Genomic DNA, 14,976 nt, shown 5'->3' with positions numbered 1-14,976 from the left:
CTAAATTAACGGAACTCACTAAACTCGATACCCTGGTCTTCTTTAAACTCAACCATTGTTCCTAATACCTGAAGGTAAGCAACAATTGCATCCATTTTAGTGAGACGATCAGGATTCATATCGTAATTTCCTGCAGCTGCCTGTGCTTCCAAGTTTTGTGCCGCAAGGTCAATAACAAGCATATTGGCTACATCAACACCAAAGCGCTCTATATTTGCCTGATATTCCTCTTCTGTCTTCGAGTAAGGCACACCTGCAATACGTGCTGCACTTAAGTGCTCCTTAACATCGGCATAGTAGAGATCATCTTCAAGCAACCAAGGATATTTAGGCATAATCGATGCTGGAACACGACTTTTTGGATCTACTAAGTGATCTACGTGCCATTGGTTATCCATTTTACCGCCCACACGAGCAAGGTCTGGTCCAATACGACGTGATCCCCATTGGAATGGTTTGTCAAATTGAGACTCAGCTGCTAATGAGTAGTGACCATAACGCTCATACTCATCTTGCATAGGACGAATCTGTTGTGAGTGACAGTTATAGCAACCTTCCGCTACATAGATATTACGACCTAAAAACTCTAGTGGTGTATAAGGACGGATCGCATCTACTTCACGCGTTACCATCACCGCATTACCATTTTCATCAAGAACGGGTTGGAAGTTCTCATCAAGCTTTACTTCTGTAACGTTCTTCTTCACCTCTTCGATCGTTCCATCAATATAGAAGAGTGGAACAATCTCGATCAACCCACCGATACTAATCACCGCAAGTGTGAAGAGAAGTAAAAGCCCTGTATTTTTTTCTAAACGTTCATGTTTAATCATTAAAATTTTCTCCTAATTACGCATGAGCTTTTGCATCAGGGATTAACGCATTGTTATCCGCTTGAGCACGAGTACCTACAATCATTGTCATTACAAAGTTAATGATCATAAGAACAGCACCCAATAAGAACATGCCACCACCAATTGCTCTGAAGATATACGGAGTATGCATAAACTTAACTGTTTCAATAAATTCGTATGCAAGTGTTCCATACTCAGGGTTAAATGCACGTAACATCATACCTTGACCGATACCCGCAACCCATAAAGAAACAATGTAGATTACAATTCCGATCGTCGCTAACCAGAAGTGAGCAAAGATCATGCGCTCGCTCCAGATCTTACCACCAAACACACGTGGAACCATGTGGTAGAGTGACGCGAATGTAATCATCGCAACCCATCCTAATGCACCCGCATGAACGTGACCTACTGTCCAGTCGGTATAGTGAGAGAGTGCGTTAACAGAACGAAGACTCATCAATGGACCTTCAAACGTACTCATACCATAGAAGGAGAGAGATACAACCATGAAGCGGATAATTGGATTAGTACGGATTGAATCCCATGCACCTGATAAGGTCATGATACCGTTAATCATCCCACCCCATGAAGGAAGAAGAAGAATAATTGAGAATGTTGCAGAGAGTGAGCTCACCCAGTCTGGAAGTGAAGTCCAATGCAAGTGATGCGCACCAGCCCACATATATAGGAAGGTTAATGCCCAGAAGTGAACAATTGAAAGGCGATATGAGTAGATCGGACGACCCGCCTCTTTCGGTACGAAATAATACATCATACCAAGGAACGCAACTGTTAAGATGAAGCCAACAGCGTTATGTCCATACCACCATTGCACCATTGCATCCTGCATACCGCTAAATACGTTATAAGATTTTAAACCCTCTGCGCCAAATACAGGAATCGAGATGTTGTTAAACACATGGAGAAGTGTCGTCGCGAGGATAAACGCAAGATAGAACCAGTTAGCAACATAGATATGCTTCTGCTTACGACGTAAAATTGTCATGACATAGACAAAGAAATACATCAACCAGATAACGGCTACCGCCCAGTCAAAGATCCACTCAAATTCAGCATACTCTTTACCTTGAGTGTAACCCATCATGTAGCTGATCGGAACCAATGTAAATACAACTGTCCAGCCAATCCATACAATATATGCCAAGACCGGATAGGCTAATCTTACCTGACATGTTCTCTGCACAACATAGAAAGATGTACCGATTAATGCAGATCCCCCCATACCAAAGATAACTAAAGTGGTATGAACAGGTCTAAGGCGCCCGAACGTTAGTCCTGGCAAATCAAAGTTTAATACTGGCCAGGTCAGCTCTAACGCCGCCCAAAGTCCAGCAGATAATCCTAGTGCTCCAAAAAACAGAGTACTAACTACGAGCCCACGGATTACTCCGTACTCATAATGATCATGAAGACTTTTACTTTGTCCCATAGTTCCCCCAAAATTTAACAAACATCATTTTAAAAATGCATCCCATACTAATGTTACTCGAGCCATCATCTTACTAGAATCAAGCAGTTGTGTCTTGATATCTATCAATAATAAATAGTATCAAAGCAAGAAGCGCCAACCTCCGCAGTTCAGCGCATATTAAACAAGAGTTATACAGGCAAATCAACCCCCGTAATCATTTTGAATACTTTTACCGCATAGCGATCAGTCATTCCGGAAACGAAGTCTGTAACCTGTTGCACTCGCCTATATGGATCAGAACTAATAGCTCTCCCTTCACAGAAAAACTGATCAGGCAGAAACTTTAACAACATCTTAGTTCTTGCCCCACCCTTCTCTCCAAATTCAACCGCCTCAGTAAAAGCTTCTAGCAGAGTCTCTAAAACTTTAAATCCTGCAATTCCCACCTCTAAAACTGTATCAGAGTGATAGACGTTTGCTTGCGAATAAGCTTTAATCTCTCGAAGTGACGTTGATGCCGGAATAAGATCCAGCAGACTCTTACTAAAACGCCCTTCTAAAATTGCTACTTCGTTCTCAATGAAAGCCTTTATTGTCTGATCTACAAGTAGACCTATCGCAAATGCTCTAAGATACTCCACCCGATCCTTCGATCGAGTAAAACGACCCAACTTCTCTTCAGGTAATCTTGTCGTACTAGTAATCACAGACTCTAAAAAATGGGCTACTTGCTCACTTTCTAATAATCTTAAACGATAAGCATCCTCTAAATCTACTAGATGGTAACAAATATCGTCTGCCGCCTCTAATAGATATGCTAAAGGATGGCGAAACCAAGCACCCTCAACTGTCGGGTGAGGCGTCATTGAAGATGCACGCGCTACCTCCGAAAAGAGCTTTTTTTCTGATTGAAAGTAATTAAATTTCTTAAATGCTACATTTTCATCACGGGGCTTATGTAGACTTGCACAGGGATATTTTAAGATTGATGCTAAAACTGGGATTGAAAGCTGTAATCCACCTCTATTAGTAGAGTTTTGCAACTTTGTCAAAACCCGAAAGGCTTGAGCGTTTCCCTCAAAAGCTAGAAAATCAGCTTGTTCTTCAGGCTTCATCTGCGCTAAAACATCACACCCAATACTGTTACGTTTAAAAAAACGGCTAATAGCCTCCTCACCGGCATGACCAAATGGCGGATTACCAATATCATGTGCTAAAGCACCCGCTGCCATAATTGCCCCTAAATCAGCAGGCGTCATCTCAAAGAGCGCATCCTTACGTGCTAGATGCTCTCCAAGTAGAGAACCTAAACTGCGACAGACACTACTAACCTCTAAACTGTGTGTTAAGCGAGTTCGAACATAATCGGTCTGCGCTAAAGGAAAAACCTGTGTTTTATCTTGAAGACGTCTAAAAGCAGCAGAGAAGATAAGACGATCGAAATCTTTCTGGAAATCGGTACGATAACTCTGCACCCCCTGCTTGACCTCAACACCTAATCGCTCTTGAGGTAATAACTCCTGCCAACGTCTACAATATCGATCCATCCCTTTACTCCTTGGCATCCCGCTCTGTTAACTGGTCGATCGGCCAACGAGCTAAAAGCTTTACAGATTCGCTCTCTTCACCTCGACTCAAGCGTTCACATCCTAGATAAGCAACCATTGCACCATTATCCGTACAAAACTCTGACCGAGGAAAATAGACCTTAAAATCTTTAATGCCACTTAAACGTCTCAGCTCTGCGCGAAGATGCTGGTTAGCTCCTACACCTCCCGATACCACTAAATTTTTAGCACCGGTCACTTTTAGTGCTCTTAAAGATTTTTGAATCAAAGTATCGATTAATGCCTCCTGAAATGCAGCAGCAATATCAGGGTAGTCAGCTTCAGTTGCCTCTTCAATCGTCAATAGGGCCTTTGTTTTAATACCGCTAAAACTAAACTCTAACCCCGGGCGATTCACCATCGGTCGTGGAAAGTGGTAACGAGTAGGATCACCCTCTTCAGCTAGCTTTGCTAATTCTGGGCCTCCTGGATAAGGAAGACCCATTATCTTTGCTGTTTTATCAAAGGCTTCCCCAACTGCATCATCAAGACTCTCACCTAAAAGTTCATAATCACCAAAATCACGCACTAAGACAAGTTGCGTATGACCTCCGGAAACCAATAGCGTTACAAAGGGATATTCTGGCCGCTCTTCCTCTAACATGACCGCCATTAGATGAGCTTCCATATGATTAACACCCAAAATAGGAATATTAAGCGCTAACCCTAAACCTTGAGCATAAGTTGCCGCAACCATTAACGCGCCGATTAAACCAGGTCCTCGCGTAAAAGCGATTCCTTCTAAATCATGAAGATTAATTCCCGCCTCTTCAATCGCAGCATTGACTAAAAGGGGAAGCTTACGAATATGATCTCTCGATGCTAACTCTGGTACCACACCACCATATTGAGCATGCAAAGCAATTTGGGAGTAGAGCTGATGTGCTAACAACTTCCTCTCTGCACCATCGTAAATGGCGACACCTGTCTCATCACATGAACTTTCAATTCCTAATACGATCACTTTTGCCTCTGCTCACACTAATATTCCTCAAACCCATATTCCAACATATAGAACTCAATAAAAGAACTAATAAAAGAGAATCGCCAACCAAACAGTGGCAAAAATGATCAATGCCACCATTACAAGTGCTGAGCCAATATCTTTCGCTTGTCCCGATAAGGGATGATGCTCCAAACTTATGCGATCGACTACAGACTCAATCGCCGAATTAACAAGCTCCATCAGAAAGATCAAAATCGCACTTCCAAGGAGAAGAGCTAACTCAACACCACTATCTGCAATCAAAAAAGCAAGCGGAATAATAACAATTCCCGCCCACAACTCTTGACGAATCGCCTCCTCATTCCGGTAAGCTGCTTGTAATCCTCTTAGAGAATATTGGGTTGCTGCAACAATTCTAGCCAATCCCTTACGATTAGGCTTGTTCATCTTTTGCATCACTATTACACCCTTCTCGGTTGATCTACCGATCTCACTACTGATCTCACTACTGATCTCACTGTTGATTTCTCTCGATCTATTCCGATTCTATTCGGATTTCTGTTCGGATTCTGCTCCGAGTAATGATATGAACTATTGAGGCAACTCAACCTCAATAATCTGCGTTGTTTCATTCTCTTTATCGGTATCATCGAGCATCACCCATACAACAAAGGCGACTATAAGAATCAAATAGAGCCACTTGAAAGATCTTTTTGGTTTTTTCTGGTCGTAATACATATTGATATCAATTCTACTTTTTAGGTTAATTTATAGCGATAGCTTGAATTCTTAAGATAAATTACTCAAACTACTACTTCGTTTTAAATCTGAATTTAGAAATCTGAATTTGTTATTGTAGCAAATATGTGCCACTTTGAACCATAAAATATAGACACGTTAATAGATACGTTACAATCGTAGGATAATTGAGAAATTAGATGAGTAAATCTTTAGTTATTGTTGAATCCCCTGCAAAGGCAAAAACAATTGAAAAATATCTGGGCAAGGACTTTACCGTTCTTGCCTCTTTTGGTCACGTAAGACAATTAGTTCGCAAAACTGGTTCTGTTGATCCAGATAATAATTTTGCGATGAAATATGAGGTGATCCCCCAAAACCGAAAACATCTTGCTGCTATAGAGAAAGCATTAAAAGATGCGGACAACCTTATGCTTGCGACGGACCCGGATAGAGAAGGTGAAGCGATCTCTTGGCATATTTTAGAGTATCTTAAGAGTAAAAGAGCACTGACAGGGAAAAAGATCACACGTGTTGTCTTCAATGAAATTACAAAAAGTGCTGTTCAATATGCTGTCGCCCACCCTAGGCAGATTGATATGGATCTTGTAGAGGCACAACAAGCTCGAACTGCTCTCGATTATCTTGTCGGTTTCAATCTCTCTCCACTTCTTTGGAAAAAGATTAACCCTGGCCTCTCTGCAGGTCGCGTTCAATCACCGGCATTAAGATTAATTGTAGAGCGAGAAGATGAGATCAATGCCTTCGTCTCTCAAGAGTACTGGTCAATCTTTGCCAACCTTGCAAAAGAGAGTTCGACCTTCTCCGGTAAATTAATCGAGTATAACGGTGAAAAGGTAGAGCAATTTACCATTACCGATGAAAAGAGCGCAAATGCCACTAAAGCAACACTCGAGAAGCGGTTTAATAATAAAATCCCTGTCTACAATGTTGAAAAGAAGCAGCGTCGTCGTAATCCGGCAGCGCCTTTTACCACCTCAACCTTACAACAGGAAGCTTCACGTAAACTGCGATTTAGTACAACTCGCACAATGCGAACAGCGCAAGATCTCTATGAAGGGATCAACCTAGGGGCTGAAACGATCGGTCTCATTACTTATATGCGTACAGACTCTGTCACTCTCTCTAACGAAGCGCTTGAAGATATTCGTCGCTATATTAAGAGTCAACATGGCGATGAGTACCTTCCTAAAGCACCTAGAGAATATAAGACAAAGGCAAAAAACGCCCAAGAAGCGCATGAAGCAATTCGCCCAACATCTGTCTTTAGAACTCCGGAATCGGTAAAAGAGCATCTGACTTCTGATCAATATCGCCTCTATGAGCTGATCTGGAAACGCGCCATTGCCTCTCAGATGGAGTCTGCAATCATGAATACCACCTCGATCGATTTGGGAGAAAAAGGTCTTCATACCTTCCGTGTAACAGGATCTACCATTGCTTTTCCGGGTTTTATGAGCCTCTATCTCGAGGATGTTGATGATGAAAAAGAGGAGCAGAAAGATGAAGATAAGATTCTTCCAGAAATGGCAATTGGGGAAATAATCGATCTTACCGAGATCAAACCAAATCAACACTTCACTGAACCACCCCCACGCTATACGGAGGCTTCTCTTGTCAAGTCTCTCGAAGAGTTTGGTATTGGACGCCCCTCAACTTACGCCTCCATTATCTCAACGCTCCAAAATCGAGAATATGTTATTTTAGATAGTCGTCGTTTTATCCCTACCGACATGGGGAAAATTGTCGCACGCTTCCTCTCTTCAGAGTTTACCCGCATCGTCGATTATGAATTTACGGCACTCATGGAGGATAATCTCGATGAGATTGCAAATGGAGAAAAAGAGTGGATTCCTCTTTTAGAAGAATTTTGGACCCCCTTTATCGCACAATGTAATCATGTTGAAGAGAATGTCACCCGCGCGGAAGTGGCTCAGGCTAAAGTATTGGGAGAAGATCCTAAAACAGGAAAGCCAGTCTCTGTAAGAATTGGTCGCTATGGACCTTTTGCTCAAATTGGAGATAAGGATGATGAGGAGAAACCCCGTTTTGCCTCACTTCTTCCAGGACAGAGTATTGACACCATTACTTTTGAAGAAGCGATGGCACTCTTCCGCCTTCCTCGCGTTTTAGGTCAAGGAGAAGATGGCTACGACATTCGTGCAAATATTGGCCGTTTTGGTCCTTACATTCAATATGGTCCACGCAAATTTGTCTCTCTAAAAGAAGATGATCCTTATAGCGTCACATTTGAGCGTGCGATGGAGATTGTAGAAGCGCATAAAGCAGCGGAAGCCGCTAAGTTCATCAATTCATTCCAAGATGGTGATGTATTGATCGAAGTAATTAATGGTCGCTACGGACCCTATATTACAGATGGCACCAAAAATGCGAAGGTCCCGAAAGAGAGTGATCCGGCACTATTAACCTTAGAAGAGTGTAAAGAGCTATTGGCAAAAGCACCGGCAAAAGGTCGCCGCAAAGCTGCAACAAAGAAGAGTAGCACTAAAAAAAGTGCAGATGATAAGGCTGAAACTAAAAAAACGACCGCCAAAAAGAGCACGGCCAAAAAAGCCTCTCCCAAAAAGAGTACGGCAACGAAGAGTAGTACGACAAAGAGTACTACAGCCAAGAAGAGTACGACCAAGAGCACTGCGACTAAGAAGAGCAGTAGTAAAAAGAGTAGTGCCAAGGAGAGTAGTGAGGAGTAATCATCCTCAAATAATTCTGAGCTCTATCTCTATCTCTATCTCTACCTCTATCGCAATAGAGAGAACAGAGAGAACAGAGAGAACAGAGAGGCTAATTTTACAAAAGGGGTGGTTAAAGACACCCCTTTTTCCTCTTTATTGATAAAATGAATGCTATAACACAGAATCAATAGCCCCTTTAAAAAGAGCCTATTGATCTGCCTAGCCCTATTTACCCCTACCCTAATTTGATAAGAGAGAGTCAATTCACTATGTCACAAGAAAAACCTTATATCCTAATTATTGATGATGAAAAAGATATCTGTAACCTTGTTAGTGACATTTTACAAGATGAAGGTTACGAGGTCGCAATGGCTTATAATGGCTCAGAAGCTAAAGCGCTAAAAGCGGAGCGAGAGCCTGATCTAATTCTTCTCGATATCTGGATGCCCGATATTGATGGCATCTCTCTTTTAGGAGAGTGGCGTAATAATAGCGAGCTACACTGCCCTGTTATTATGATGAGTGGACATGGAACTTTAGAGCATGCGATTGAAGCGACTAAATTAGGCGCTGTCGACTTTCTTGAAAAGCCATTAACATTAGCAAAGTTACTCCTCGTCGTTGAGAAGACATTGGAAGAATCAAAATCAAAAACTCCTCAGGCAGAAGAGTCCTTACAGAGTGCTCCGCCGGCAATTCCTCCCTTTGAACCGATTGGTCGAAGTCAATTGATGGTAACCTTAAGAGAGAGGTTAATCGAAGCGGCTAAATCAGATACCAATGTTCTTCTTCTCCATACATTTGGCTCTGAAGTAGCCGGCATTGCAAGTTATATCCATACTTCGTCAAATAGAAAAAAAGCCCCCTTCTTGGAATTGAGTTTCAACTCACTCAGCTTAAATGAAGTAAAAGAGCTTATTGAAAATGCGGAGAAACGTTCACAACTCCTCCAGTCGCTTGATGGCGGCACTCTCTATCTTAGCAACTTAGAGCAAGCGGATGATCGCGCACAAAAGCTGATTTATGATCTTATCCAAACAAAATCATATATCCATCCACAAACAGGCACCATTACCCCCACAAATATTCGCTATATCTTCTCAGCACAACCTGGACTCCTCTCGCTTGTTGAGAGCGGAGATTTTCTTGAACCTCTCTGGCATCAAATTAATGTCGTTCTTATCGAGATCCCCTCTCTTGCAGAACACCCTGAAGATGTGCCGGAATTAGTCAATGCCTACATCCACTACTTTGTTGATGATAAAGGCTTAACCTATCGCCACTTCTCTATTGCAGCGCAAAATCGTCTTCGAAACCATCAGTGGAGTGGCAATCATCTCGCACTTAAAAATATCATTCAACGCTTATTAGTCTTAGGTAAAAGCGATGAAGTTACACTAGAAGAAGTCAATCAAGCATTAGAACAAGATCTTAAAAATAGTAGCAATTTAACCAACTTAACAGATCATCTGCCGCTCCATCTCCCCTTAAGGGAAGCTCGAGAACAGTTTGAACGAGCCTATTTGATCGCACAATATGAGCGTTCTGAAGGTAATATCGCAAATCTTGCTGAATTGGTAGGGATGGAGCGGACAAACCTCTATCGCAAGTTAAAATCGCTCGATATCGATCCTAAAAAAGGTTACTAGTGGCTAATAGAAGTTAAAAATAGAGGTAAATAGGACATGACGACAGAAGTACAGATCAGCGACCAACAACTTCTCTCCAATATCGAAAAGGTCTATCAACGAATCAAAAGCGCCGCAAAGAGTGCTCAAAGAGATCCCAATGAGATCTCCCTCCTCCTAGCAACAAAAGAGCAGTCGATCGATACAATTAATCGAGCAATTGCTCTCGGGTATGGGCTTATCGGTGAAAATAGAGCCCAAGAACTGATGGAAAAAGCACCTAAGCTCCTCCAAAAGATCAACACCTCTTTTAAAACACCCAGAGAGACTCACTTTATTGGTCCATTACAAGGAAATAAGGTAAATGAGGTTACAGCGTATGCAGATTGTATCCAAAGTGTTGATCGCATCAGAATCGCTCGCCGTATCGATCGAGCCTCTCAAGCTTTAAATAAAAAAACAGCCATTTTTATTCAGGTCAACAGCTCATTAGATCCCAATAAACAGGGATTACTTCCCGATCAGCTCACTCCATTTCTAGAGGAACTTGCCCCCTTTACTCACCTTGAGATTCGAGGCTTGATGACAATTGGCCTTCAATCTGATAATCCAGACCTTATTCGTGCAGGATTCTCCACATTAAGAGAGTTGAGTGAAGAGATGAGGCAAAAAGGCTTACTTCCAGAAGATGCTAAAGAACTCTCTATGGGCATGAGTGGAGATCTAGAACTTGCAATTGAAGAAGGTGCCACCATTATCCGTATCGGTAGCGATATCTTCGGCGCAAGAAGATCCTCAAAAGAGGCATAAATCTCAGAGATAAACACTAAGAGATAGAGTGGAAATAGATCCTATTTTGATCAATTTTCCACGAACTCCTTCAGCTAGAACAATCTCCCCTAAGGCCGATATATCGTAAGGAATGAGGCAAACCATATAACAAACCTTAGAGCTTTAAGAGTAAGATTTAGAAGAATGTTTAAGAAAAATTCAAAAAAAATTTAAGATAAATAGATAAAAACACTTGAAGTCTAAAAATTCGTTCCCATATTGTACTCAGAGAATGAAGTAGGCTAAAGAAAATGAAAGATAAATTGAAAGATTTTAAGTTGTAAAGAGAAGTTTAGAGCAGAGATCTAAGATCTTTTATGAATTGTGTTAGATCAACCTTTTCTCATCGATATTGAATCGGTATTTGTATGACTGATCTTATAGAACTCTAAAACCTTATAAATCTGATTTAAATCTGATTAATTCTGACTTTAACGCATTACTCAACAACAATTATTAACAATCATTGATTCAATAATAAGTGACAATAAAGGAAATAAAATAATGGCTAAAATTATTGGTATTGACTTAGGTACAACTAACTCATGTGTTGCCGTAATGGAAGGCGATAAAGTGCGCGTTATTGAGAACGCAGAAGGTGATCGCACAACCCCTTCTATCGTGGCATATACTCCCGATGAAGTTTTAACAGGTGAGCCGGCGAAACGTCAGGCAATTACCAACCCTAAAAATACACTCTATGCGATCAAACGTCTTATTGGCCGTCGCTTTGATGATGCAGAAGTACAGAAAGATCGTGAGATTGTTCCCTTCTCTATTATCAAAGCTGATAATGGCGATGCATGGGTTGAAGTATTAGATAATCAGAAGATGGCACCACCAGAAGTTTCTGCACGTGTCTTAATGAAGATGAAAGAGACTGCCGAGAAATATCTTGGTGAGAAAGTAACTGAAGCAGTAATCACTGTTCCTGCGTACTTTAATGATGCTCAACGTCAAGCAACAAAAGATGCAGGTAAGATCGCAGGTCTTGATGTAAAACGTATTATCAACGAACCAACAGCAGCTGCTCTTGCCTATGGTCTTGATAAAGACTCGAAAGGTGAGAAGAAAGTTGCAGTATTCGACTTAGGAGGCGGTACATTTGATATCTCCATCATCGAAATTGCTGACTTTGATGGCGACAAACAGTTTGAAGTTCTCTCAACTAATGGTGATACTTTCCTAGGTGGTGAAGATTTTGACAATGCTATCATCAACTACCTTGTTGAAGAGTTCAAAAAAGAGACCGGTATCGATCTCCAAAATGATCCTTTAGCATTACAACGTCTTAAAGATGCTGGTGAAAAAGCGAAAATCGAACTCTCCTCTGCACAGCAGACAGAGATCAACCTTCCTTACATCACGGCAGATAATACAGGACCAAAACATCTTAATATCAAGATGACTCGCGCAAAACTTGAAGCGTTAGTAGAAGATCTTATCGATCGTACGCTTGAGCCATGCCGCGTGGCACTTAAAGATGCGGGTCTTTCAGCAAGCCAAATCGATGATGTCATCCTTGTCGGTGGTCAGACTCGTATGCCTAAAGTACAAGAGAAAGTTAAAGAGTTCTTTGGTAAAGAGCCTCGCCACGATGTGAACCCAGATGAAGCTGTTGCATCAGGTGCTGCGGTACAAGGCGGTGTATTAGGTGGTGATGTTAAAGATGTTCTTCTTCTTGATGTAACTCCACTCTCTCTCGGTATCGAGACAATGGGTGGCGTGATGACTAAGTTGATCGAGAAGAATACAACGATCCCAACAAAAGCAAGCCAAGTATTCTCAACAGCACAGGACAATCAACCTGCAGTAACCATCCATGTATTACAAGGTGAGCGTCCACAAGCTTCTGAGAACCACTCTTTAGGTCAGTTTGATCTTTCAGACATTCCACCAGCACCACGCGGTGTACCACAAATCGAAGTAACATTTGATATCGACTCTGATGGTATTATGAATGTTTCAGCAAAAGATAAAGCGACAGGTAAAGAGCAATCTATCCAGATTCGTTCAAACTCTGGTCTCTCTGAAGATGATATCGAGAAGATGATCAAAGATGCTGAAAAGCATGCTGAAGATGATAAGAAGTTCCAAGAGCTCGTTTCTGCACGCAATATGGCTGAACAGATGATCCATGCTTCTGAAAAATCACTTAAAGATTTAGCAGATAAAGTAGAAGAGTCTGAAAAAACAGCGATTGAAGCAGCGATCGAAGAGCTTAAAGAAGCCGTAAAAGGTAGTGATCTTGCTGATATCAATGCAAAAACTGAAAAATTAACAGAACTTGCTGGTGCGCTTGCACAGAAAGCTTATGCAGAACAAGGCGAAACAGCTGAAGGTCAAGAAGCTAAAGATGACAATGTTGTTGATGCTGAGTTTGAAGAAGTTAAAGATGACAAAGGTGAGAAGAAGTAATTCTCTTTCATCATAAGTACTCTATGAAGGATACCTCGAAAGGGGTATCCTCTTTTAAAGTCTAAACAAACAGAATTGATATTTGTTGTAAAAATAGTCAAGAAGAACTCAGTAGAGACTCAGTAAAGACTCGATAGACAAGACTCTCAAATAGAGTTCTCATAAGAACATCGATAAAGATGAACCATAGATTTAATATCGATTAAACATCTTATCAATCATGATTGAATAAGTGCCCAAAGTAATAGGAATGGTGATAATGATTAATCTAACACCGATCTCTCGCTAAGAGGTTAGAGGTTAATCTGAAAGTTATCCATTTACCCACCTTCTATAAATCTAGATTGATAATCTGTTTAACGGCAACAACCAGAAAAACAAAGATAAATATATGAAGATCTATTTGTATTCAGATCTATTCAATCCTATTCAGTCCTATTAAATAGGCATTAATAGTAGAAATATTGATATAGATACTCAAAGCACTAAAGGTATTAAAGATATTAAAGATATTAAAAAATGTTAAAGAGAGTGATATTTAACCAATACCGATAGTTAAAATAGTAAAATAGTTATTACAGAAATCATTTATAGAAGATAGTGATAGAGTCAAACGATAGAGAAATTAAGGAATAAGCATATATGGCGGAACGCGATTATTATGAGGTCTTAGGCGTAGCGAAAACAGCGACACAAGATGAGATCCGTAAAGCTTACAGAAGACTTGCTGGAAAATATCATCCAGACCGTAATTCGGAGAACAAAGAGGAAGCTGAAGCGAAATTTAAAGAGGTTCAGAAAGCCTACGAAGTTCTCTACGATGAAGAGAAGCGAAAAATGTATGATCAATTTGGTCATGCAGGTGTCAATGGTCAAGCGGGTGCTGGACAAGGTGGATTTAGCGGCTTCGGTGGCGCTGATTTCGGCGATATCTTTGGTGATATGTTTGGTGATATCTTCGGTAATCGTGGCGGTGGCGCACAAGGTGGTCCCCGTGCATATCGTGGAGAAGATATTGGTTACCAACTCGATATCACCTTAGAAGAGGCTGTCTTTGGGACAACAACCCGAATCACTGTACCGACAAAAGTTCATTGTCACTACTGTAATGGTAGCGGTGCTGCTGAAGGATCTGAGCCGGTTACCTGTCCAACCTGTCACGGTTTAGGACAAGTTCGTGTATCGCAAGGCTTCTTCTCTGTACAGCAGACCTGCCCTGACTGTCATGGTCGTGGCAAAAAGATTACCAATCCGTGTAAACATTGCCATGGTAGCGGTAGCATTCGTAAAAACAAAACGCTTGAAGTGAAAGTACCGGCAGGCGTTGATACTGGTGACCGAATTCGCCTTTCTGGTGAAGGTGAAGCTGGTGAAAATGGCGGACCGAATGGTGATCTCTACGTACAGATCCGCGTGAAGAAACATGCCATCTTCACTCGCGAAGATGAAAACCTCTACTGTGAGGTGCCAGTCAGCTTTACAACCGCAGCATTAGGGGGCGAGATAGAAGTCCCTACCCTCGATGGACGCGTTAACTTAAAGATCCCGGCAGAAACACAGACGGATCGCGTCTTTAGATTGCGCGGAAAAGGAGTTAAGCCCGTTCGAGGTGGCGTGCAAGGTGACCTCTACTGCACAATCAAAGTAGAGACCCCGGTTAAATTGAGCAGCGAACAGCAAGAGATGTTGCGTAAATTTGGTGAAACATTAGGGGAAAATCACGCACCTAAACAGAATAGCTGGCTAGATAAAGCAAAACGTTTTTTCGAAGATTTAGGTAAGTAAAATCATTAGCTCGCCTCACG

The 14,976-nt window shown here is 41.5% G+C and carries 10 protein-coding genes; 5 read left to right on the top strand and 5 right to left on the bottom strand.

Annotated elements, in window-relative coordinates; genetic code table 11:
* Positions 1 to 5: 5 nt before the first annotated feature.
* The 5 genes from ccoO to B9T19_RS03165 form a co-directional block, all read right to left on the bottom strand.
* Positions 6 to 830 carry a cytochrome-c oxidase, cbb3-type subunit II gene (ccoO, locus tag B9T19_RS03185; RefSeq protein WP_369828056.1) on the bottom strand — a complete coding sequence of 275 codons (825 nt, stop codon included), beginning with the start codon at positions 828 to 830 and terminating at the stop codon, positions 6 to 8.
* Between the two features lie 19 nt (positions 831 to 849).
* A complete protein-coding gene (gene ccoN, locus B9T19_RS03180; RefSeq protein WP_094567124.1) occupies positions 850 to 2,307 on the bottom strand; it encodes a cytochrome-c oxidase, cbb3-type subunit I in 1,458 nt (485 codons plus the stop codon).
* A 170-nt stretch (positions 2,308 to 2,477) separates the two neighbouring features.
* Positions 2,478 to 3,836, bottom strand: a complete 1,359-nt coding sequence (locus B9T19_RS03175; RefSeq protein ID WP_094567123.1) for a deoxyguanosinetriphosphate triphosphohydrolase — start codon at positions 3,834 to 3,836, stop codon at positions 2,478 to 2,480.
* 4 nt (positions 3,837 to 3,840) lie between these two features.
* The gene (gene tsaD, locus B9T19_RS03170) at positions 3,841 to 4,860 is read right to left on the bottom strand and encodes a tRNA (adenosine(37)-N6)-threonylcarbamoyltransferase complex transferase subunit TsaD (protein ID WP_094567122.1); all 1,020 of its coding nucleotides are present in this window, start codon (positions 4,858 to 4,860) and stop codon (positions 3,841 to 3,843) included.
* A gap of 66 nt (positions 4,861 to 4,926) precedes the next feature.
* Positions 4,927 to 5,289 (bottom strand): diacylglycerol kinase, encoded by a 363-nt coding sequence (locus B9T19_RS03165; RefSeq protein ID WP_094567376.1) that lies wholly within the window; start codon positions 5,287 to 5,289, stop codon positions 4,927 to 4,929.
* Positions 5,290 to 5,780: 491 nt separating this feature from the next.
* On the opposite strand from B9T19_RS03165, the gene B9T19_RS03160 reads away from it, so the two are divergent.
* From B9T19_RS03160 to dnaJ, 5 genes are all read left to right on the top strand, one after another.
* A complete protein-coding gene (locus B9T19_RS03160) occupies positions 5,781 to 8,312 on the top strand; it encodes a DNA topoisomerase I (RefSeq protein WP_094567121.1) in 2,532 nt (843 codons plus the stop codon).
* A 251-nt stretch (positions 8,313 to 8,563) separates the two neighbouring features.
* Positions 8,564 to 9,943 carry a sigma-54 dependent transcriptional regulator gene (locus B9T19_RS03155; RefSeq protein ID WP_094567120.1) on the top strand — a complete coding sequence of 460 codons (1,380 nt, stop codon included), beginning with the start codon at positions 8,564 to 8,566 and terminating at the stop codon, positions 9,941 to 9,943.
* Positions 9,944 to 9,979: 36 nt separating this feature from the next.
* The gene (locus B9T19_RS03150) at positions 9,980 to 10,732 is read left to right on the top strand and encodes a YggS family pyridoxal phosphate-dependent enzyme (RefSeq protein ID WP_094567119.1); all 753 of its coding nucleotides are present in this window, start codon (positions 9,980 to 9,982) and stop codon (positions 10,730 to 10,732) included.
* A gap of 525 nt (positions 10,733 to 11,257) precedes the next feature.
* Positions 11,258 to 13,171 (top strand): molecular chaperone DnaK, encoded by a 1,914-nt coding sequence (dnaK, locus tag B9T19_RS03145; protein WP_094567118.1) that lies wholly within the window; start codon positions 11,258 to 11,260, stop codon positions 13,169 to 13,171.
* A 642-nt stretch (positions 13,172 to 13,813) separates the two neighbouring features.
* Positions 13,814 to 14,956 carry a molecular chaperone DnaJ gene (gene dnaJ, locus B9T19_RS03140; protein WP_094567117.1) on the top strand — a complete coding sequence of 381 codons (1,143 nt, stop codon included), beginning with the start codon at positions 13,814 to 13,816 and terminating at the stop codon, positions 14,954 to 14,956.
* The last annotated feature ends 20 nt before the right edge of the window (positions 14,957 to 14,976 follow it).

The organism is Ignatzschineria sp. F8392 (assembly GCF_002252045.1).
Lineage (GTDB): Bacteria > Pseudomonadota > Gammaproteobacteria > Cardiobacteriales > Wohlfahrtiimonadaceae > Ignatzschineria.
This window is presented reverse-complemented; position numbering and strand designations above follow the sequence as displayed.

What these genes read in the sequence shown, in the direction of transcription:
- B9T19_RS03175 (WP_094567123.1), bottom strand. Translation starts at nt 3,836, where the DNA reads ATGGATCGATATTGTAGACGTTGGCAGGAGTTATTACCTCAAGAGCGA.
- B9T19_RS03155 (WP_094567120.1), top strand. Translation starts at nt 8,564, where the DNA reads ATGTCACAAGAAAAACCTTATATCCTAATTATTGATGATGAAAAAGAT.
- dnaJ (WP_094567117.1), top strand. Translation starts at nt 13,814, where the DNA reads ATGGCGGAACGCGATTATTATGAGGTCTTAGGCGTAGCGAAAACAGCG.
- B9T19_RS03150 (WP_094567119.1), top strand. Translation starts at nt 9,980, where the DNA reads ATGACGACAGAAGTACAGATCAGCGACCAACAACTTCTCTCCAATATC.
- ccoN (WP_094567124.1), bottom strand. Translation starts at nt 2,307, where the DNA reads ATGGGACAAAGTAAAAGTCTTCATGATCATTATGAGTACGGAGTAATC.
- B9T19_RS03165 (WP_094567376.1), bottom strand. Translation starts at nt 5,289, where the DNA reads ATGAACAAGCCTAATCGTAAGGGATTGGCTAGAATTGTTGCAGCAACC.
- dnaK (WP_094567118.1), top strand. Translation starts at nt 11,258, where the DNA reads ATGGCTAAAATTATTGGTATTGACTTAGGTACAACTAACTCATGTGTT.
- B9T19_RS03160 (WP_094567121.1), top strand. Translation starts at nt 5,781, where the DNA reads ATGAGTAAATCTTTAGTTATTGTTGAATCCCCTGCAAAGGCAAAAACA.